Here is a 19,601-nt window from a genome sequence, read left to right as displayed (position 1 = left end):
TACGGAATATTCAAAAAAATTGCTTTAAAAAGAAGAATTATCTAAAAAAAATTAGTCTTTAAAAAGTGCACACTAATAAGAGCTAATTTTTATACGTTTCTGTATGTTTTTAAAGTTTGAGTAAGCTTGCAAAAGTGGTTGCAGTGGCATCCTTTTTTTGCTGCCATATATGGCAAAAAAAGATATAACGGAAAACGCGGTAGTGTGTTAGAATGGTGAAGCTGGCGAAACCATTTTAACACACTATTTGCCCAAATAATTGTTACCTTTAGCCTCTAAAACAAATATAATGAAACGATTTTTGGCTCTATTTTTAGTATTAAATTTATCTGCTTGCGCAGAATTAAACCAAGTTATTGGCCAGTTACCGCAAGGTGGTGGATTATCACAATTAGAAATTGCGTCTGGTTTGCGAGAAGCCTTAGACTTAGGGATTGACAAACAGGTGAGCAAATTAACTTTAAAAAACGGGTTTTATAAAAACGAATTGGTTAAAATTTTGCTTCCTGAAGAGTTGCAAAAAGTAGATAAAGCCTTACGTGATATTGGTTTAAGTAGTTTAGCAGATGATGGAATTAAAGCCTTAAATAGAGCTGCAGAAGATGCAGTAAGTGAGGCAACACCAATTTTTGTTAATGCGGTTAAGGACATTACTTTTGCTGACGCGAAAAACATTTTACTTGGACAGGATGATGCTGCAACGCAATATTTAACGAGTAGAACGCAAACGGAATTGTATAACAAATTTCAGCCAGTAATTAATAACTCGTTTAGTAAGGTTGGTGCAGACCAAATTTGGACGAATCTTATTACTAAATACAATGCTATACCTTTTACTACTAATGTGAATCCTGATTTAACAGATTATGTTACAAATGAAGCTTTAAAAGGGGTTTATACCATGATTGCTGTTGAAGAAAAAGAGATTAGAAATAAGGTATCCTCTAGAACTACTGATTTACTGCGAAAAGTTTTTTCTTTGCAAGATTAACTTGAAAATTTAAATATACTTTATATAATTATTTAGCTTTATAAACACCAATTTGAAATTTTTTTTGGGTTGGTGTTTCTGTTTTTAAATTATAACTTGCTTATTATCAATTATTAAACTATATTTAAAAACCAAACCAATGTTTTAACCAACATGCAACACACCGAAAAACTAAAATTACATAAGCAGAAATTGCGCACTAAATATAAGCAGTTGGTGGAGCAAGCCTATAATTTTAGACAAACAGACCACGCTTTAAGTGACATCTCTGAGTATAAAGCTTTAAAACTACTTAACAAGCTAAATAGACTAAACTATCTTGATAGAGAATCTTCTATAACGTCTAATTAACTATTAATTTTTTTTGAGCTTTTTTGAGCTTCGCAAACATCTAATTGCTTGTTTTGTTCGTATTTATATAAAAAAGTTATGACTAAGCAATTTTGTAGAGTTGGTTATTCCAACACTAATTTAAATGCCTTAAAGGATATTGAGGCTTTAAAAAACACTTATAATTATTTTAAAGAACTTATTTATAAGTCTGAAGATTCTAAAAAGAAGAACGCAACGCTTTAAAATATGTAAAGGCTGTTTGAAGTCTTGAGCCATACCACGAAAAATATTCTCCATCTACAATTATAATTTTTGCGTTTGGGTATTTTTTTTGGAGTGTAGTGCTATGCTTTTCTTTAAACGGAAAGGGTTCACTAGAGAGCAATATAAGTTCTAAGTTTTTAGGAAGTTTATCGATATTAACCTCTGGATAACGTGGTGTGTTGGAAAATACATTTTCTAATTTATTAATACCTAGCATATAGTTAATAAAGGTTTCGCTTCCTGCAACCATCCAAGGGTCTTTCCAAATAAAATAGGCTACTTGTAATGTTGGTTTTTCTTTAATGTAAGCTTGGAACTCTTTTAAGTGTTGTTCTATTGTTTTTGATATAATTTCTGCTTCTTCTTTTTTATTAAATAGAGTTCCGTAATGCGTTATTAGCTGCAAACAATCTTCTATTGTCACAATGTCTGATACGTGTACTTGGCAAACTTGTTCGCACAACTCAACTATCTCTTTGGTATTTTCTTCTTTATTGCAGAGTATAATGTCTGGTTGTAGTGCTTTTATTTTTTCTATATTAATCTGTTTAGTGCCTCCTACTTTTTCTTTAGATTGTAGTAAGTGTTTGGGATGCACACAAAATTTGGTAATGCCAACTAGAGCGTTTTCCAAGCCTAAATCGAAAAGCAACTCGGTTTGGGAAGGGACAAGACTAATAATTCTCATAACTGTTAATGCTTTTTTTTATTGAGTTCTAAATTTGAAATATAAAAGATATTAAATACCTTTAGTAAAAATAGATTACTTTGAAAAATTTTACATTTTTATTTTTACTACTGCTTTGCAATTTAAGTTTTGGTCAATTTAATTTTGATTATGATTTTAACAACACAGGAAGGCGAGTGTGTTTAGTTTCGGCAAGTGTAGTTGAGAGTCCACCACAAGTAATTATTAATTTACACGATAGTGAATTAAATACTTCTGAAAATTACACTATTAAAAAACGACCTATAAACGGTTTACATGCAGATTGGAGTACAGTAGCCACCAACTTACCTGCAATGACAAGTACTTGGACAGATACAAATGTGGCTTTGGGAGATGCTTTTGAATATCAAATTAGCAGAAACACAGGTACTCAAATAGCAAGAGGCTATGTTACAGCAGCTATAATGTATGATCAAACAGACTATAAAGGCCAAATGATTTTGGTTATTGATGTGACTTTTCAAAATAGCTTAATGGCTGAAATTACTCAACTAAAAACCGATTTAACTAATGAAGGTTGGTTTGTAAACGAGCTTTACGTACCACGAGCAACAACTTGGGAAACGGAAGCTGAAATTATAAATATAAAAAACCAAATTACTACTATTTACACTACTGCACCAACTAACGACAAGCCAACGCATTTGTTTTTATTAGGACATATACCTATTGCACGATCTGGCTTGGGAGAAATTGCGCCAGATCAACATATAGAAAATAGAGGAGCACGAGGTGCAGATTGTTACTATGCAGATATTGATGGTGTTTTTACAGATGCTGAAACTTTTAATGCAGCAGGTATAGACCCAAATGCTATTAATTTACCAAATGACCTAAAATGGGATCAGGATTATATTCCTTCTGAATTAGAAATGGCTTTTGGTCGTGTTGATTTTGCAGACTTAAGTGAAGCATCAAACTCCGAAGAAGATCTCCTTAGAGCTTATTTAACTAAACTTCACAATTACAGAGTAGTTGCCTCTGGACATGATATGGGAGAAAAAACAGCTTTTAATTTTGGTTATGACAATTCTAACGATGGCTCTTACAGAAGCTTAATTCCTATTTCTGGTATCAATAATGTTGACCAATACAATGGCACAATGCCATTTGCTCAATGGGTAAACCAAAATGGTCCTTATCAAATATTTACGCAAAATGTGGTAACACCAAATCCCAACGAATGGGATTTATACGGAATGGATGCCACAATTTACAGTTCGGACCAAAGTTATTGGGGATTTTGGGATGCACCACAAACTACTTATGGTTATGGATTTATTCGGTATTTACTTTCGCACTCTAGTAAATGTTTAGGTTTACTTTGGACAACTTCTGCAGTTAACCTTTTTCATCAACCAGGCATGGGAGAAACTATGGGTTGGAGCTTAAAACGAACTATGGATAATAACGCATTAAATAATTTATACGAAAAACCAGAGCAACCTTATGATACTGAAGAGTATTGGGGAAGAACACATTTACAATACAATGGAGATCCAACCCTACGACTAAACCAAGTACAACCAGCTAGTAATTTACAAATAGTCGATTCTGCTAATGGAATAGATATAAGTTGGAGTGCTTCATTAGACAGTAATATTTTAGGCTACCACGTTTACAAAAGCACAACACAATTTGGGATTTACACTAAGCTAACTACTACTCCAACTCCGCAATTAAATTTTAATGATGCCTCCGGAACTGTTGCAGATTGGTATATAGTTAGAGCGATAAAATTGGAAACTACTGGAAGTGGTACGTATTTAAATCCAAGTATTGGGATTAATGGGAATTCCTTAACGCTTACTGCTGAAGCTTTTAATACTAACCATGCGTTTACAGTTTTTCCAAATCCTACGGAAAATACTATTTGGATTTCTACTACTTACGATATTGTAGAAAAAATACTTTTTGATACACAAGGAAAGCTAATAAAACAACAAAAAAATTCTGATAAACAGATTGAGGTTTCTGGTTTAAGTGCTGGTATTTATTTTTTAAAAATTGAAAGTACTCAAGGGCTTTCACAGACTGTTAAAGTTGTAAAACAGTAGTTTGTGAAGTTTCAATTTAAAATTTATAATCTCTTAAAAAATAAAAAACCTATTGTACATACATACAATAGGTTTTTACATAATCGATATATCCCTAATACGATTATTGCTTTATAATTTTTTCTACTTTAACACCTTTACTAGTTTGTATTTTTATAAAATACACACCAGTTGCTCTATTAGACATCTCTAATTTTAGTTCTTTATTTGCGTTTAGTTGTGTTTGTAACACACGTCCCTGAACATCGTATAATGAGACTGATTTTATTTCTGTTTTAGAGGAAATGTTTACAACATCTACAACTGGATTAGGATAGATTAAAACCGATTGGTCAATCTCAAATTCTGATACGCTTAACGCTGCAAACGTGGTATTGGCGTTATTAGTTTCAATTGGAAAATTATAATCGAAATAGATGTTTGCTTTTTTAGTTACTGTATCGTTGGTTTCTAAATTGTTTTGAGATTGCACTTTAAGTAATATATTACCATGGCCTCCTGAATCCAAGTAAATAGACTCAAATATAATTTCTACCAAGTCTCCTGTTACTTTTACATAAGCATCGTGAGAACTGCTTAGCACTCGTAACGTACTACTATCAAACTGTGAAGGATCAATTTCTGTAGCTACTACAATATTTTGGGCAGGTGCGTTACCTGTGTTTTCAAAATTGATAATGTAGTGCAAATATTCGCCAATTTCGGATGGTTCTACTACTTCGCCTTCAATACAAATAATATTATTTGGATCAAAACTACCAATTACAGTTTGTTTGTAACCAAACGTGTTATCGTTTGGCAACTCGTCTCCTGCAACAGGATTTATTGTTGCAGAAAATAATAACTCATCGTCTATATTTACTGCTGGTGTTTCTTGTGGACTATTAACGTTTAGTGTAAGGTAAACGCTTCGGCTTTCAAAAGGTAACAAATTGGTGTAATCCCAAGTTAATAAACCTGTAGTTTGTGTGGTTGGTGTTTCTGTAGCAGAAATATAGTCTAAAACAGCATCATCATAAGTAAAGCTAAAATTACCAGTTAATGTTTGATTACCTTTGTTTTTGTAGGTTATTAAATACTCTGCGTCAAAACCTGGTCTTGCTGGTTGTGTTGGCGCAATAACTATTTCTACATCGTTATGTACGCCATTTGCTGTGATGCAAAAATCTTGTATTTCCACATTGTTATTGGTGTCTGGAAAATTTATGGTTGCATCTATTGGTGATATATTAAAAAATGTTGGGTTTTCTAGGTCAGGAGTTATAGTGAAATTTCCATCTTGTGTGTAGAAATTGTACTCTCCTGAATTGGTTGTAAAGGTTGAGCCTGTTTCTACTCCATCATTTATATTAACTTTAATAAAAGGAAATGCATCATCACTAGCATCACAGCCATTGTTATCACTATCATAATTGATATTTCCAGTTATCGTATTATAACCTCCTCCTGGAGTGAATGAGCAATATTCAGTAAAAACTACACCAGAACCAACTACATTTTGTATTTGAATAGTAGTATTACTCGTTATATCATCTATGCAAACGACCTCTAAATTTGGTATATTATTAAAATGAGAACTTACTCCATTTAAATTAAAACTCTCATTATTTCCGTTTCTTAAATTTATATAAGTTAGATTGGGATTGTTACTAAAGTCATTTAAAACTAAACCACTAGCATTACTAAGATCTAAACTTGTTAATTGATTTCCGTCTGCTATTAAACCTCCTAAATTAATGTTATTATTCAGAAATAGACTCGTAAGTAAATTATTAGAACAATATAAATATATTAGATTAGTACAACTACTTACATTTAAATCTACAATCTGATTGCCTTCACAAAACAAGGATTGAAGATTTTGATTGTTAGATAAATCCAAATTTGAAATTTGATTATTTCTAACATTTAATCGGAAACTCCATTTTGCACATTATCGGCTTCACCAATAATATGTATTTCTGGCGCATAAAGGTTTAATAAGCCTTTCATTCCATTGCGTAAATTCATATCGTCGTCTATTATAACTGCTGTAATCATAATTAATCTATATATTGAACTGGTAAAGACATCACCACTTTTGTGCCATCGCTATTGGTATTAGTGGCATTACGTTGCTCACTTTTAATACTTGCTTTTTTATTTGCGACTTGAGTAATCATTTTTAACCGTTTTTTTATAATATCCAAAGCCATAGATTTATGGATTTGAACCGAATTTTCTTTTTTCTTAATTGAGTTTTCTATTCCGACACCATCGTCTATTACCTCACAAATAATCATATCGTTTTCTGTACTAAAAGTAATGGTTAAATTCCCTTTTTCTTTTTTAGGAATAATGCCATGAATAATAGCATTTTCTACTATTGGCTGTAGTAATAATGGTGGAATTGCTACAGCATCTTCAATAGATTCACTTTTGGTAATTGTAAATTCGAAACTATTATTAAATCGTAATTTTTCTAGTTCTAAATAGTTTTGAAGGCTCTCTATTTCCTTTCCTATTGGGATTAAAGATTCTTGCGAATACTCTAAGGTTAATCGCATTAATTTTGAAAATTTAGACAAGTATTTAATAGCGTGATCTGTACCATTATTAATTATAAATCCAGAAATTGCACCTAAACAATTAAAAATAAAATGTGGATTCATTTGAAGATGTAGTGCTTTTTGCTCGTATTCTGCTAACTCCTTCTCTAAGGTTAATCGTTTTTTTAGTTGTTTTCGGTTATAATATAAAATTCCTAAACCTGATAATAGTAAAAGACTAATTACTAAAAAAGTGTATTTTATTGTTTTTTGTTTCTTTTCTTCAGCTAAAACTAATTCTTGTTTTTCGCGCTCTAAACGCTCTGTATTTTCTTTCTTTTCGAATTCAAAATTCATTTCGGCTTGTACACCTTTTCTAATATTTTCTGCATTGGATAACGAGTCATTTAACGCAGTAAACAGCTTATAATGTTTTAATGCTTGTGGTAATTTGTTTTGTTTTTCGAAAGCTAAACTCAACACCTGCTCTGCATTGCGTTGTTGTTCCAAGACATTGGTTTGTTGAGACAGTTTTAATGCAGAATTTGCATTTTCAATAGCTTGATTATAGTTGTTTTGGTCTAAAAACAATTCAGCCTTAAAAATATATGTGTCTGCAATACCAAATTTATCGTCTATACTTTTAAAAACTCTAATAGCATCGTCCCAATGTGTAATGGCTTTTTGGTTGTTGTTTGTTTGGTAGTAATAGGTGCCAATACTATTGTGCCATTCGCCTAAAGCTCTTGGGTTATTTTTAACCTGCGTTTTTGCTTCATTAAAAACCGATAGTGCTTTTTCGAAATTTTTCAACTTTAAATAACAATTCGCAATATTGGTTAATGTGATACCAATATTTGGGTCTTTTAATTCAATTTGTAATGCTTTTGCTTTATTATAATATTCTAAGGCTTTATTATATTCGCTTTGAGATTGGTAAGCTACTCCAACATTATTATATAATCTCGATAACATATTTACATCTTGCAATTCTTCGTAAATAGTAATTGATTTTATGTAATATTCGAAGGCTCTGGAGTAATTACTTTGTTCTGAAGACACTATGCCAATGCTGCCATAAGCTCTGGCTAAGCTCTTTTTTAAAGTGTTATTAGGATTTTTATTTAATAGGTTTTCAAAAATTGATTTTGCTTTTAAAAAAGACTCTACTGCTGTATCGTAATTACCAATAATTATGTTTCCGTTTCCAAGGTTAACGTAGGCATGGCCTTCTTCTATTTTAGAATTTAATTGTTTGGAAAGTGTTATCGCCTTTTCGGCATATATAATAACTTGTTCTCCATTACTTGTTTTATAGGCATTGGAAATGGCATTTAAAAGTACGAGTTTCTCTGTTTCCTTTTTTGTGTCCGACAACACAGAAACCAAGCTATCTGCAAGTTTATTTTGTGAAAAACTACTTAATGTAGCAACAAATAAAAGGAGTAGAAGTAGTTTTGTTTTCAAATTGGTATTTATTTTACAAATCAAATATAAGATATCAGATTAGTAAAAAAGCTGTAAATGAGAATTTGAGGGTTTTGAATTAGAATTTGATGTTCTTGCTTTTAAGCTATGGCGCAGAGATACACAGAATTTTCACTGAGATATACAAAGCAATTTCAATACACACTTGTTAGTTTTGAGATTCTTCGCTTTGCTCTGAATGACAGCAGAGCTCTTAAATACATTTAAATTTAAAAGCTAATGATAATTTTAGTGTTTTCATGTCATTATGAAGCATGTCTTTAAGAAGGAAGTAGGACTAAAGAATCTTTTTGTTTTTAAGTAGAGATTCTTCGCTTTGCTCTGAATGACAGCAGAGCTCTTAAATACATTTAAATTTAAAAGCTAATGATAATTTTAGTGTTTTCATGTCATTATGAAGAATGTCTTTAAGAAGGAAGTAGGACTAAAGAATCTTTTTGTTTTTAAGTAGAGATTCTTCGCTTTGCTGTAAATGACAGAAAAATTGAAATAAATTATGAATTTAAAATGCTTTCCATTTCTTGTTGAAGCGCTTTAGCTTGTTCTGCAGAAGCTTCTGCAAAATCTACTTTGTTTGAAGCATAAATTATTCCTCTTGAAGAATTAATTAATAAACCAACTTGCTCATTCATACCATATTTACACACCTCTTGAAGGTTTCCGCCTTGTGCTCCTACACCAGGAACTAACAAGAAACTATCTGGTATAATTTTTCTAATTTTAGTGAAATATTCTGCTTTTGTAGCTCCAACAACGTACATTAACTGCTCAGAATTTTTATAGGTTTTAGAGGTTTCTAAAACTTGTTTATATAACTCCTTTCCTTCTACGTTTTTTGTTTGAAAATCGAAAGCACCTTGGTTGGATGTTAATGCCAAAAGTATGGTATGCTTGTTTTTAAAGGCTAAAAAAGGTTCTACAGAGTCTTTTCCCATATATGGTGCAACCGTAACACTATCAAACGCTAAGTCCTCTAAAAAAGCCTTGGCATACATAGTACTAGTGTTGCCAATATCACCTCGTTTTGCATCTGCGATGGTAAAGATTTCTGGATGGTTTTTATTTAAATAGTTTATGGTTTTTTCTAACGCTTTCCAGCCTTTTAAGCCATAGGCTTCGTAAAATGCTGTATTGGGTTTATAGGCTACACATAAATGATGTGTTGCGTCTATAATAGCTTTGTTAAAGGCAAAAATAGGATCCTCTTCTTTTAAAAGATGTTTTGGTATTTTGTTTAAATCGACATCTAATCCTATACACAGAAAGGATTTCTTTTTTATTATTTGTGCAGTTAGTTGTTGTGTTGTCATTCCTCCTTAATCCTCCTAAGGAGGAAATCGTTGTTTAATTACTCTTATTTAAAGCCTCATTAATCCTCCAAAGGAGGAAACTGTTTTTTTATACCTACAAGGTTTTAAAAACCTTGCAGGAAACAGGGATACCTGTGTCTATTCCTTTTGGGAAATAACAGATTAGGTTTAGATATGCTCGTCGCTAGCTTTTAATTTTTCTGTATTATCTGCGAGTTGTAATTCGTCTATAATTTTTTGGATGTCTCCATTTACAATATTTTGTAAATCGTACAGTGTCAAACCAATTCTGTGATCTGTTACTCGGCCTTGGGAATAGTTGTAGGTTCTAATTTTTGCACTTCTATCTCCAGAGGTTACCATGGTTCCGCGTAAAGCAGCATCTTCTTCATTCTTTTTTGCTAACTCTAAATCGTAGAGTCTAGAGCGTAAAACCTTAAAAGCTTTTTCTTTATTTTTATGTTGTGATTTTTGATCCTGACATTGTGCGACTAAACCAGTTGGTTCGTGGGTTAAACGAACTGCAGAATAGGTTGTATTAACCGATTGTCCTCCAGGACCAGAAGAACAGAAATAATCTATTCTCACATCTTTTGGGTTTATTTCCACATCAAATTCTTCGGCTTCTGGAAAAACCATTACAGTAGCTGCACTTGTGTGTACACGACCTTGCGTTTCGGTTTGTGGTACACGTTGTACACGATGCACACCAGCTTCAAATTTTAATGTGCCATAAACATCATCACCAGTGACTTCAAATTGTATTTCTTTAAAACCACCATTTGTGCCTTCACTATAATCTACAGTATCTACTTTCCAGCCTTTACTTTCACAATACTTGGTGTACATTCTAAATAAATCTCCTGCAAAAATACTAGCTTCGTCACCACCAGTTCCTGCTCTTAATTCTACTACTGCATTTTTAGAATCCTGAGGATCTTTTGGGATTAATAATACACGGATTTCGTCTTCTAATTTTGGGATGCCTTCTTTGGCTTCGTCGTATTGCATTTTAGCCATTTCAACCATTTCTGGATCACTTCCATCAGAAATTATTTCCTCAGCTTCAGCTAAATTATTAGTTAATTCCAGGTATAATTCGCGCTTATCCATAAGTAAGCGTAAATCTTTATATTCTTTATTTAATTCTACATAACGTTTTTGATCTGTAATTATATCTGGTTGAATGATTAAATCACTAACCTCATCAAAACGTTGTTTTATTATTTGTAATTTTTCTAGCATAAATCGTTTGCGTTATCCAACAAAAATACGATAAATAATCAATAATAATGAACGGATTTTTCAATGGATTCTTGTACTCTTTTCTTATTCTCCAACATGACATAATTTAAAAAACAAAGAAAGCCGGAAATTGCAAAAAAACGCTCAACGTAAAATAATGATTTATAGTCTAAAAAATACCCACTAAATGCAGTTATATCTGCAAAAGCAAAACAATATGTTGCTAATAAAAATAGTGTTGAGCGCAAATGAAATCTATTAAAATTATAATTTGCAGAACACACACACATTAAAATCATTGAAATACTAGCAAATACAGTTAAAACCCTATCGAAAGTATCGAACAAATTAATATTTACTGATGTTACTAATAAATAAATTAAATACCCATTTAAAAAAGCAATAATTGTAAATATTAAAACCATAAAATAATTACTGGTTTTAAGAGTTAGTTTTTTTATTATTAGACTGGTTAGTAATGAAAAAATAACAGTTTTTAGGATTAAAACTATTTTAGGTAGCATTAAATTTTCTATACAAATTGAGAGCACATCTACAATTAGAAATAAAAATATTATTAGTGTTGCTAATTTGTGTTTGTAACAAGATATGTAAAAAAAACATAGAGTAAATAGTACTGTAGTTACTAATCTATGAATTAAGAACATTTTTAAAGACAGTTCTGAAACTGTTAGAATACCAGTTATAAATAAAATAACTGCTAAAGAATATAAAAGTTTTTGGTAATACAAGGTTAGGTTGGTTTTAGAATACGTTTGGGACTACGAATATAACAATATTATTTTTTGTAAGAAAAAAGCGTGTATTTATTTTTTTGATGAAGTATTATTAAAATAATACAATATCACTTTCGTTATAGTAATGTTATGTTAAACCAATTAAAAGCTTGTGGTAAATATTATAAAAAAGTAGCTATACTATCACTATTAATTAATATTATAGTTATGCTGGCTAGCGCTAAACTTATTATTGTTTTATTAATAAAACTCTTTTTATTAGCTATTTTTTGGTTTTTATTAGACGATGCTACTGTTAGGCGAAGAATAAAATTTTATAAAATGGCAAAATTCTCTAATGTTAAACTATTAGGCTTTATTTTTATTTACGATTGTGTATTTAGCATGCCTATATTAATGTTACTTAAAGAATATATTTAATAATTAAATACGCCATACTCACTTTTAATCGTAAGTTTTTTTGATTTTGAGTTTTCTACTCTACCTATGATCTGAGCATTTACATTAAATGATTTTGAAATTGAGATAATATCGTCTGCAATTTTTGGAGACACGTATAATTCCATTCTGTGCCCACAATTAAAGACTTGATACATTTCTTTCCAATCTGTTTTCGACTGTTCTTGTATGAGTTTAAAAAGTGGCGGAATATTAAACATATTATCTTTTACAATATGTAAATTATCTATAAAATGAAGAATTTTAGTTTGTGCTCCACCAGAACAATGTACCATACCATGTATAGTACTAGAATTATATTTAGATAGAATTTCTTTTATAATTGGAGCATAAGTTCTTGTTGGTGATAACACTAACTTTCCGGCATCAATTGGACTGTCTTTTACAGTATCTGTTAACTTTATGTTTCCTGAATACACTAAATCTTCTGGAACTGCAGCATCAAAACTTTCAGGATATTTTTTTGCCAAATACTTATTAAACACATCGTGTCTTGCAGAAGTTAATCCATTACTTCCCATGCCTCCATTATAGTCTTTCTCGTAAGTGGCTTGTCCAAAACTTTCTAATCCAACAATAACATCTCCTGCTTTAATATTGGCATTATCTATAACATCGCTGCGTTTTATGCGTGCTGTAACGGTAGAGTCCACTATTATTGTTCTTACCAAATCACCAACATCTGCTGTTTCTCCTCCTGTTGAATGTATAGTTACACCAAAAGATTTTAAATCCTCAATAAGTTCTTCTGTTCCGTTTATAATAGCTGAAATAACTTCGCCAGGAATTACATTTTTATTTCTTCCTATAGTTGAAGACAGCATGATATTACTTGTTGCTCCTACACATAGCAAATCGTCGATATTCATTATTAATGCATCTTGAGCTATACCTTTCCAAACCGAAAGATCTCCTGTTTCTTTCCAATACATATAAGCTAAAGACGATTTTGTACCTGCTCCATCTGCATGCATTATTAAGCAATACTCCTCATCATTGGTTAGGTAGTCTGGCACAATTTTACAGAAGGCTTTAGGAAACAATCCTTTGTTTATGTTTTTAATGGCATTGTGAACATCTTCTTTTGAAGCTGAAACTCCTCTTTGACTATAACGCTTACTTATTTCGGAACTCATTTTATTAGATTGAATTACAAAGATATTTATAAATGAAAAGCACACAAATAATATGTGTGCTTTTCGAGTTAAATTTAATTTGATGTGAAATTATGTCTTTAACTCTTACTAATGGTTGGTTAGTAATTTTTAATCCCAATCTGGCATAGAAGCCTCTGTAAACAGCTCTGTTTCTTGAGTTGATGCTCCAAATTGAAATTTAATAACTCTTGGTATTGCATTTGCAAAATTTAATTTACGTGTAAATATTAGTGCGCCTTCTGATGGTGAAAATTTTGGATCTAAATCATTTTCTCCTAAAATTACATCAGAATCTAATTGAGTACTGGTAAGTGTTGCCACGTCAAACAAAAATATTCTACTTTGAAATTGACGGTAACTCGTGTTCATAGAATCAGACAAATCATCTGTATAAACAATAATATTTCCATTTGCAGTTATATCTATTCCTCCATAAGCACCAAGCTGGTTTTCAACGACAACAGTTTCTTCAACACCTGTAGATAATCTTAGTGTAAATATTCTTACTTGGTACCCATTTACATTATTTGTTTTTAGCAATACTAAATCGGTATCAAAATCTGGCGTTGCTACTTCTGTTATAAATGAACCATCAGTGGTTTGAAACAAAAGTGTTGTACCTCCTCCATTTGGATCTACACTATACAATCTATTAAAATTTGTATAAAATATTTTACTACCATTATTTCCCCAACAAAAATCTAATTCTTCACTTCTAAATCCAGCAACAGGTATAGTCGTTGTTATTTGAGTTTTATTGGTCCCATCAAAATTCATAGTAAATAGGTTAGTGTCTCCTCCAACGGTTCTTAAGTAAGCAATTTTATTGGTTATTAGATTAGCTCTTGGTCTAAAACTGTTATTAGAATCCTCTGTAAGTTGCAATAAATCAACGTCTATTGCTCCATCCTCATTACTTTCATTACCAGAAAAGATAACATTATTCCCATTTATTTTTTTTACAAATATAAATGGGTTATTTGGTGCTGTTATAGTTTTAAATTGACTTACAGATGAACTTACCTCATCATTTATACCATCTGAAACTCTAACTTGCCAAAAATAACTTGTAGATAGTTGCAAACCACTTACTATTTTAAAAGTGTCTTGCTCAGTTTCAAAAAGTTCTACTTCATTGGTGGTTCCATTTCTAAGTTCTAGTACATAAGTTAATTCATCGTTAGTATCTACATCTGAAGATTCCCAAGTAAACTCAACCTCTAAGCTAACTTCTTCTGCTAGGTCTTCAGGAAAAACTAAAACAGGTGTTTGTGGTGGTTGATTGTTTGCATTAGATAGTAGGAGCTCTATTGCAACGTTTGTAGTTTCGTTTTCAATAACTACTGCAGATTCGAAAGCAGTTACAAAACCACTTAACTCTGCTTGTACAGAATATTCATCTACTTTAATGCTTTCTAAAACAAACTCTCCATTTTCGTCTGTAAAAACTGTACTCGATGTTGGGTTTGTAGATATTTTAACGTTTTCTAAAGGGCCATTTGTACCGTTTTGGACTACTTTTCCAGTAATGGTCCCAATTCTATCTCCATCAATTTTATCTTCACTACAATTTATGAAGATTAAAAATGATAATATTCCGAATATATATTTTAATGTTTTCATGTGTTCTAACTTTATACTAGTTGTTACCATCATTTTCTGGCTCTGATTCTTCGGGTTCTGTAGTTTCTTGTGGTTTTTCTTCAGCTTTATTTAAAATTGCTTCAAGGTTTTTCTTCCTTATCTCGTTTTGTTTTTTTCTTATTTCTCTTTCAGCATCTTTCTTTTTTTCAAATTTAGACTTGTTGGATCCTAAGTAAAAATTTAAGCCTAAGCCAACTCTATAATACATATCGTCTCTAGAGCCTAATTCTAATCCATCAACATTATCTGAGAATACAAAATTGTTTTCGGCATAAAGTGTAATTCCCATTTTATCTGTTATCAAATATTCTAAACCTAATCCTGCTTGCACTTTTGGTGATATTTTGTTAAAACCATCTGTTACATTAGAGCCACCTCCAACATAACCAAATGGAGATAATTTATCGTAAGGTAAAACCATATACTCTAAATTAACATCGAAACTACTAAAGCCTTCATTAAATAATCCTTTATTAGACAAGCTAAATTTATTAATCCCTAAATTGATATTAAAGGATGGGTTTAGAAACCTTTTATACCCTATTTTGCCACTAAATTCGGGTTCTGCATTTACATAATCTCCATTAATAATAGATGCGCCCAAAGAGCCATGTAATGCGTTTTTTGTTCTGCGTTCGTATTGTAATCTATCATATATAAATGTGCTATTAGCTTCTTCCATTTCTGCATCGTAAGCAGCAACTAATTGATCGTCAATTATTTTCCCTGCTTTTGTGCTCCAATAGTCATCTTTAATACCTTCTATAATTAAATCATGTACTGCTTTTTCTATAGCGTCTTGTACTGCTAATTGTATAGGTTCACTTCTTGTATAACCTGTTTCTGCTTCTAGCAAACGTTGGAATTTTACAAATCGAAATAAACTAACATCTACAGCTTGAGAGAGTATGGTTTTAGAGACATATATAGTTTTTAAAATTTCGCCATTACTTGTAGAGACTGCTCTTAAGTAAATTGTAATTCTATCTTGCCTGTATCGTGTTGATGCTCCTGCTCCAAAATAGCGTGCTCCTGCTCCACCAGTAATAATGTTTGTATCGTATGAAATTATTCCTCCTTCTAGCATTAATCCTGCGTATAATAATGGTGGCAAAGGAGGTTCATTTGGGTTTAATCCTTTTATGTATTCTTGCTTGGTAGTTCTTATAATATTTCTTTCGGTTGAGAGGTTGCTTAAGTTTTCTCTTTCTATTGGTGTAAACCATCCTGAATCACCAAGTGCTTTTATGAGAATTGTTGTTGCTCCTTGCGTTACTGCTGTACTAAATGTACTTCCGTTTTCCACAGGCTTATATTGGCCTGTTTGGTCACTAAAATTATAGACTGCCACTTCTACAGGTGTTGCTGCTGGTGGTAAACTTTTTAGAATACTTGTGGTTTTTGTTGTTTCTCCTATTCTTGCTTCTTTTTGGTCAAAGGGTTGATTAAAGTAAGCACCACATGAGGTAAGAAAAACGACTATAAATAGGTTCGCAAAACTATGCTTGTAGTTTGGGTATTTCATTATTTGGTTCGTCTAAAATTATGGGTTATTTGGAACTACTATTTGTGTTTGCTCTCCGTTTGTTGTGTCTAAGATATTAATTATTAAGCCTTCGTCAGACTCAAAAACTTCAATATTTAAGTCACCAGCTGTAAAAGTTCCTTCTTGATCTAAATCGCCTATTGCAGATATTTGTTGTGCAGTTAAAATTCTGCCAATTTGATTTAATATTTGTTGTTTTGTGTTTTCTCCAAATCGCTCGAGTTCAGACTGTTGTTGCGATTGCGTTCTTGGAGCTGTTTGACTATTTTGTGCTGTTGCGGAACTTAGCAACCAATTGTAATTAAAGGTTTCTCCTCCAAATGCTGGATTTAGTGGTTTGTAACTAAATTGCTGAGCGTAGCAAAATGAGCCTATTGAAAATAATAATATAAATAAAAAAGACTTCATAATATTAATAGCGCGTTATTGTTTCTTTTTGTTTTTGTAATTGTTGTAAATAATATATACTTCGTTGTAATGCTGTTTGTGCCATTTGTTTTAAGTAATCCTTTTTAGGATTGGCAAAGAATTGCCATACTAATTGTCCATCTACCTTTACGGATATTCTTGTGCTTCTTCTTTGTCCTGGCACTTCTTCTATTAAAATATTTTTAGACGATTTTATTTGTCTATTAAAATAATCTGCATAAAAATAACGATAAAAATCTCTTCCTGCTTTAGTTAATGTTTTTTGAATTACTAATCCTTCTAAAAAAATCCCATCTTTTGCAGAAGTATCTTGATCTGCTGAAACACTAGTGTTTTTTATAGAACTCTTATCTCCTTCAATTGAAAGAATTCCATTTTCTGAACTAGTAACTACAAGTCTATCTTTTCCAATAGCTCCTTGCTTTTCATTATCGGTTTCCAAAGGATATATTAACAAAACAAGAGTTACTTTACCATCTACATTATTATTTACAGTAAATGAAGATAGTATTTTTTTCTCATTTCCTTGTAGAAAAAAACGATTTCCTTGAGAAGATTTTGAGGTATTATTGTTTTGATCTGCTTTAAAAACTAAAAATTCATAACGTAAACTATAGTCCGAAAAATTTAAATTTTCGGCTGTAGCAGTAAACGTTACAAACTCACTAGTTCTATCTATTTTAATTTTTGCTTTTACCTCTTTATTATATAATTGGCAATACGATTGCTGAGATATAATGAAGATGAAAAATACAATTATTTTAAACCTAAAGGTTTTCATCTTAATTGTTAATTATAGCTTCGAATTATAATTGTTGGCGAAGCTTGTGTTTGAGTAAATTTAATAGATTTTGTTAAATCATTAATTCCATCTCTTTGAAAATTTAAATTATCTCCTTGTTGTGTTAGGTCTAAAGATACTTCTTTGTCTGGATTATTAGCATAATCTAAAATTATATTATTATCGCCTAATTGCTTAACATCTGTAACTACTTTTTTTACAGTGTAATCTAAAGCAATACCATTATAGTCTCCTTGCTGAAACACTTTTATTTCACTTGCTTGAGTATCTGTATATACACCTACAGTATTAGATTCTCCTATTTGATTAATAAACACACTATTACCTTGTACTGTTGCCAGCTTAGGGTTTATTGTAGTGTCGAAACCAAAAGCTGCAAATACCTCTGGAGAAACCTCAGTCCCATTAAGTTCTGTATTTGTTGCTTCAGTATTTTCAGACTCTTCTTCTTCGTAATTTTGAGCCCATCCAACCTGAACACACAAGAAAAACAGTACTACTACAAAACTCACTTTATCGTTTATTTTATAATTATTTTTCATGATTTTTTATATTTAAAAAAGGAGGATGCTTGCTATTTAGTCATCCTCCTCTTAATTATTTATATTAATGATTATTGACTAATCATTTAGCGGTTTGACTGCTTATTAGCATCCATTACCAGTACCATCATCACAAGGGTTAGCAATGTCAAATCCATCTAATCCATCAGGACAAACTAAATCTGCAGGATCTTGGAAATCACATCCTTCAGCATCTGCTGCGAAATCTCCATCTGGTCCTAATTGTAAGATATCTGCAATGTTACCTCCATTTGGATTTCCTACTGGAGTTCCTCCTGGTAAGTTTTGAGATACTTTATAACTGTGTCCTCCCCAACCTTGTTCTTTTTGTACAACTAAGATTGTGTTCATTGTTCCTCTTTGTCCAGTTTCAACTGCATTTCCATCTCCACCTTGGTAAGTACTTAAGTGGTTATCATTACCTCTTTGCGTAGATAAAGCAGAGTTATCATTTCCGTATTGTCTTTGGTAAGCTAAATGATCTGTACCATTTTGAGCTACTGCAGCTAAGTTATTATCTCCATCTTGATCTTGACGAGAATAGTTATCTCCACCACTAGATGATCCAAAAGCATTTTGAACTGAAAGTGCTCTGTTAGAATCACCATCTTGATTTTGCTCAGCGTAGTTACCTACTTGAGATCCATCACCAAACTGACCTATGAAAGCTTCATTATTAGTACCAGATTGATTTTGTAATGCTAATCCATCATCAGATGCTCCATTAAATCCAGCATTCTGCGTGTTATCAACATTTTGTAAATCTGTATGGTAAGTTGTAAATAAACCGTTTAATGGAACGTTACCGTTTCCTTGATCAACAGTTGCTCTATTTCCTATACCAGAACCACCATTTGAAGTTTGGTTTTGGTTAACTTTGTTTCTGTCACCAACTTGTACCGAACGTGCCATGTTTCTGTTTTCTCCATTTTGACGGATTCTAGATACATTTTCATCACCATATTGCTCTAATAAAGCTTCGTGACCTGCAGATTGATTTGGTCCAGCATCCTGACGAATGTCTGCAACGTTATCATCTCCTTCTTGTACTGTTCTTGCATCACTATTGTCATACACCTGAACTGTTTTCGCAGAGTTATCTTTTCCGTCTTGCTCAATCATAGCAAAATTAGATTCTCCTTGTTGTCCAATTCCATGGTGAATTTTAGCTCTGTTTCCTTCGCTTACTCCTAAAGTAGCTTCTTTCATACCTTGGCGAGTAATTGCTTCGTTAAAATCACCTTCTTGAATAGATGTAGATTGGTTATCTGTACCTCTCTGTCTTACATCTGCTTCG

Annotated in this window: 19 protein-coding genes; 5 read left to right on the top strand and 14 right to left on the bottom strand. The window is 31.8% G+C overall.

What is annotated here, in order from left to right:
* The first annotated feature begins 289 nt into the window (after positions 1–289).
* From ACVC5O_RS08845 to ACVC5O_RS08835, 3 genes are all read left to right on the top strand, one after another.
* Positions 290–991, top strand: a complete 702-nt coding sequence (locus ACVC5O_RS08845; RefSeq protein WP_452221121.1) for a DUF4197 domain-containing protein — start codon at positions 290–292, stop codon at positions 989–991.
* Positions 992–1,144: 153 nt separating this feature from the next.
* Entirely contained in the window at positions 1,145–1,342 is a 198-nt protein-coding gene (locus ACVC5O_RS08840) for a Lacal_2735 family protein (RefSeq protein ID WP_452221120.1), read from the top strand.
* A gap of 78 nt (positions 1,343–1,420) precedes the next feature.
* Complete coding sequence (locus ACVC5O_RS08835) at positions 1,421–1,567, top strand: hypothetical protein (RefSeq protein WP_452221119.1); 147 nt, start codon at positions 1,421–1,423, stop codon at positions 1,565–1,567.
* On the opposite strand, the gene ACVC5O_RS08830 is transcribed toward ACVC5O_RS08835, so the two are convergent.
* Positions 1,542–2,276, bottom strand: a complete 735-nt coding sequence (locus tag ACVC5O_RS08830; protein WP_452221118.1) for an ABC transporter substrate-binding protein — start codon at positions 2,274–2,276, stop codon at positions 1,542–1,544. The two genes, ACVC5O_RS08835 and ACVC5O_RS08830, sit on opposite strands and share 26 nt — an antisense overlap.
* A gap of 80 nt (positions 2,277–2,356) precedes the next feature.
* On the opposite strand from ACVC5O_RS08830, the gene ACVC5O_RS08825 reads away from it, so the two are divergent.
* Complete coding sequence (locus tag ACVC5O_RS08825; RefSeq protein ID WP_452221117.1) at positions 2,357–4,375, top strand: T9SS type A sorting domain-containing protein; 2,019 nt, start codon at positions 2,357–2,359, stop codon at positions 4,373–4,375.
* A 103-nt stretch (positions 4,376–4,478) separates the two neighbouring features.
* Here ACVC5O_RS08825 and ACVC5O_RS08820 read toward each other — a convergent pair whose 3' ends face one another.
* The 6 genes from ACVC5O_RS08820 to ACVC5O_RS08795 all read right to left on the bottom strand — a co-directional run bounded on the left by ACVC5O_RS08820 (position 4,479) and on the right by ACVC5O_RS08795 (position 11,371).
* Positions 4,479–6,257, bottom strand: coding sequence for a DUF7619 domain-containing protein (locus ACVC5O_RS08820; RefSeq protein ID WP_452221116.1), 1,779 nt, complete (start codon positions 6,255–6,257; stop codon positions 4,479–4,481).
* Positions 6,258–6,283: 26 nt separating this feature from the next.
* The gene (locus ACVC5O_RS08815) at positions 6,284–6,415 is read right to left on the bottom strand and encodes a hypothetical protein (RefSeq protein WP_452221115.1); all 132 of its coding nucleotides are present in this window, start codon (positions 6,413–6,415) and stop codon (positions 6,284–6,286) included.
* Between the two features lie 2 nt (positions 6,416–6,417).
* On the bottom strand, positions 6,418–8,370 hold the full coding sequence (locus tag ACVC5O_RS08810; RefSeq protein WP_452221114.1) for a tetratricopeptide repeat-containing sensor histidine kinase: 1,953 nt from the start codon (positions 8,368–8,370) through the stop codon (positions 6,418–6,420).
* 515 nt (positions 8,371–8,885) lie between these two features.
* Positions 8,886–9,701 carry an orotidine-5'-phosphate decarboxylase gene (gene pyrF, locus ACVC5O_RS08805; protein WP_452221113.1) on the bottom strand — a complete coding sequence of 272 codons (816 nt, stop codon included), beginning with the start codon at positions 9,699–9,701 and terminating at the stop codon, positions 8,886–8,888.
* A gap of 168 nt (positions 9,702–9,869) precedes the next feature.
* Complete coding sequence (gene prfA, locus ACVC5O_RS08800) at positions 9,870–10,946, bottom strand: peptide chain release factor 1 (RefSeq protein ID WP_452221112.1); 1,077 nt, start codon at positions 10,944–10,946, stop codon at positions 9,870–9,872.
* 38 nt (positions 10,947–10,984) lie between these two features.
* Positions 10,985–11,371 (bottom strand): hypothetical protein, encoded by a 387-nt coding sequence (locus ACVC5O_RS08795; RefSeq protein WP_452221111.1) that lies wholly within the window; start codon positions 11,369–11,371, stop codon positions 10,985–10,987.
* Between the two features lie 462 nt (positions 11,372–11,833).
* On the opposite strand from ACVC5O_RS08795, the gene ACVC5O_RS08790 reads away from it, so the two are divergent.
* A complete protein-coding gene (locus tag ACVC5O_RS08790; RefSeq protein ID WP_452221110.1) occupies positions 11,834–12,124 on the top strand; it encodes a hypothetical protein in 291 nt (96 codons plus the stop codon).
* Here ACVC5O_RS08790 and ACVC5O_RS08785 read toward each other — a convergent pair.
* From ACVC5O_RS08785 to ACVC5O_RS08755, 7 genes are all read right to left on the bottom strand, one after another.
* Positions 12,121–13,299, bottom strand: a complete 1,179-nt coding sequence (locus ACVC5O_RS08785; protein WP_452221109.1) for an AIR synthase related protein — start codon at positions 13,297–13,299, stop codon at positions 12,121–12,123. The two genes, ACVC5O_RS08790 and ACVC5O_RS08785, sit on opposite strands and share 4 nt — an antisense overlap.
* A 129-nt stretch (positions 13,300–13,428) precedes the next feature.
* Positions 13,429–14,943 carry a carboxypeptidase regulatory-like domain-containing protein gene (locus ACVC5O_RS08780; RefSeq protein WP_452221108.1) on the bottom strand — a complete coding sequence of 505 codons (1,515 nt, stop codon included), beginning with the start codon at positions 14,941–14,943 and terminating at the stop codon, positions 13,429–13,431.
* Positions 14,944–14,959: 16 nt separating this feature from the next.
* Positions 14,960–16,489, bottom strand: coding sequence for a CsgG/HfaB family protein (locus ACVC5O_RS08775; RefSeq protein WP_452221107.1), 1,530 nt, complete (start codon positions 16,487–16,489; stop codon positions 14,960–14,962).
* Positions 16,490–16,507: 18 nt separating this feature from the next.
* Positions 16,508–16,918, bottom strand: a complete 411-nt coding sequence (locus ACVC5O_RS08770; RefSeq protein ID WP_452221106.1) for a curli assembly protein CsgF — start codon at positions 16,916–16,918, stop codon at positions 16,508–16,510.
* Between the two features lie 4 nt (positions 16,919–16,922).
* A complete protein-coding gene (locus ACVC5O_RS08765) occupies positions 16,923–17,720 on the bottom strand; it encodes a CsgE family curli-type amyloid fiber assembly protein (protein WP_452221105.1) in 798 nt (265 codons plus the stop codon).
* A gap of 8 nt (positions 17,721–17,728) precedes the next feature.
* Positions 17,729–18,283, bottom strand: a complete 555-nt coding sequence (locus tag ACVC5O_RS08760; RefSeq protein WP_452221104.1) for a hypothetical protein — start codon at positions 18,281–18,283, stop codon at positions 17,729–17,731.
* A 105-nt stretch (positions 18,284–18,388) separates the two neighbouring features.
* Positions 18,389–19,601: curlin (locus tag ACVC5O_RS08755; RefSeq protein ID WP_452221103.1), on the bottom strand; the 1,213-nt coding region annotated here is incomplete at its 5' end.

It is taken from the genome of Lacinutrix salivirga, assembly GCF_053604675.1.
The sequence above is the reverse complement of the archived record's forward strand: the minus strand, read 5'-3'. Positions and strand labels throughout refer to the sequence as shown.

What these genes read in the sequence shown, in the direction of transcription:
- ACVC5O_RS08845 (WP_452221121.1), top strand. Translation starts at nt 290, where the DNA reads ATGAAACGATTTTTGGCTCTATTTTTAGTATTAAATTTATCTGCTTGC.
- ACVC5O_RS08840 (WP_452221120.1), top strand. Translation starts at nt 1,145, where the DNA reads ATGCAACACACCGAAAAACTAAAATTACATAAGCAGAAATTGCGCACT.
- ACVC5O_RS08835 (WP_452221119.1), top strand. Translation starts at nt 1,421, where the DNA reads ATGACTAAGCAATTTTGTAGAGTTGGTTATTCCAACACTAATTTAAAT.
- ACVC5O_RS08830 (WP_452221118.1), bottom strand. Translation starts at nt 2,276, where the DNA reads ATGAGAATTATTAGTCTTGTCCCTTCCCAAACCGAGTTGCTTTTCGAT.
- ACVC5O_RS08815 (WP_452221115.1), bottom strand. Translation starts at nt 6,415, where the DNA reads ATGATTACAGCAGTTATAATAGACGACGATATGAATTTACGCAATGGA.
- pyrF (WP_452221113.1), bottom strand. Translation starts at nt 9,701, where the DNA reads ATGACAACACAACAACTAACTGCACAAATAATAAAAAAGAAATCCTTT.
- prfA (WP_452221112.1), bottom strand. Translation starts at nt 10,946, where the DNA reads ATGCTAGAAAAATTACAAATAATAAAACAACGTTTTGATGAGGTTAGT.
- ACVC5O_RS08795 (WP_452221111.1), bottom strand. Translation starts at nt 11,371, where the DNA reads ATGGTTTTAATATTTACAATTATTGCTTTTTTAAATGGGTATTTAATT.
- ACVC5O_RS08790 (WP_452221110.1), top strand. Translation starts at nt 11,834, where the DNA reads ATGTTAAACCAATTAAAAGCTTGTGGTAAATATTATAAAAAAGTAGCT.
- ACVC5O_RS08785 (WP_452221109.1), bottom strand. Translation starts at nt 13,299, where the DNA reads ATGAGTTCCGAAATAAGTAAGCGTTATAGTCAAAGAGGAGTTTCAGCT.
- ACVC5O_RS08780 (WP_452221108.1), bottom strand. Translation starts at nt 14,943, where the DNA reads ATGAAAACATTAAAATATATATTCGGAATATTATCATTTTTAATCTTC.
- ACVC5O_RS08775 (WP_452221107.1), bottom strand. Translation starts at nt 16,489, where the DNA reads ATGAAATACCCAAACTACAAGCATAGTTTTGCGAACCTATTTATAGTC.
- ACVC5O_RS08770 (WP_452221106.1), bottom strand. Translation starts at nt 16,918, where the DNA reads ATGAAGTCTTTTTTATTTATATTATTATTTTCAATAGGCTCATTTTGC.
- ACVC5O_RS08765 (WP_452221105.1), bottom strand. Translation starts at nt 17,720, where the DNA reads ATGAAAACCTTTAGGTTTAAAATAATTGTATTTTTCATCTTCATTATA.
- ACVC5O_RS08760 (WP_452221104.1), bottom strand. Translation starts at nt 18,283, where the DNA reads ATGAAAAATAATTATAAAATAAACGATAAAGTGAGTTTTGTAGTAGTA.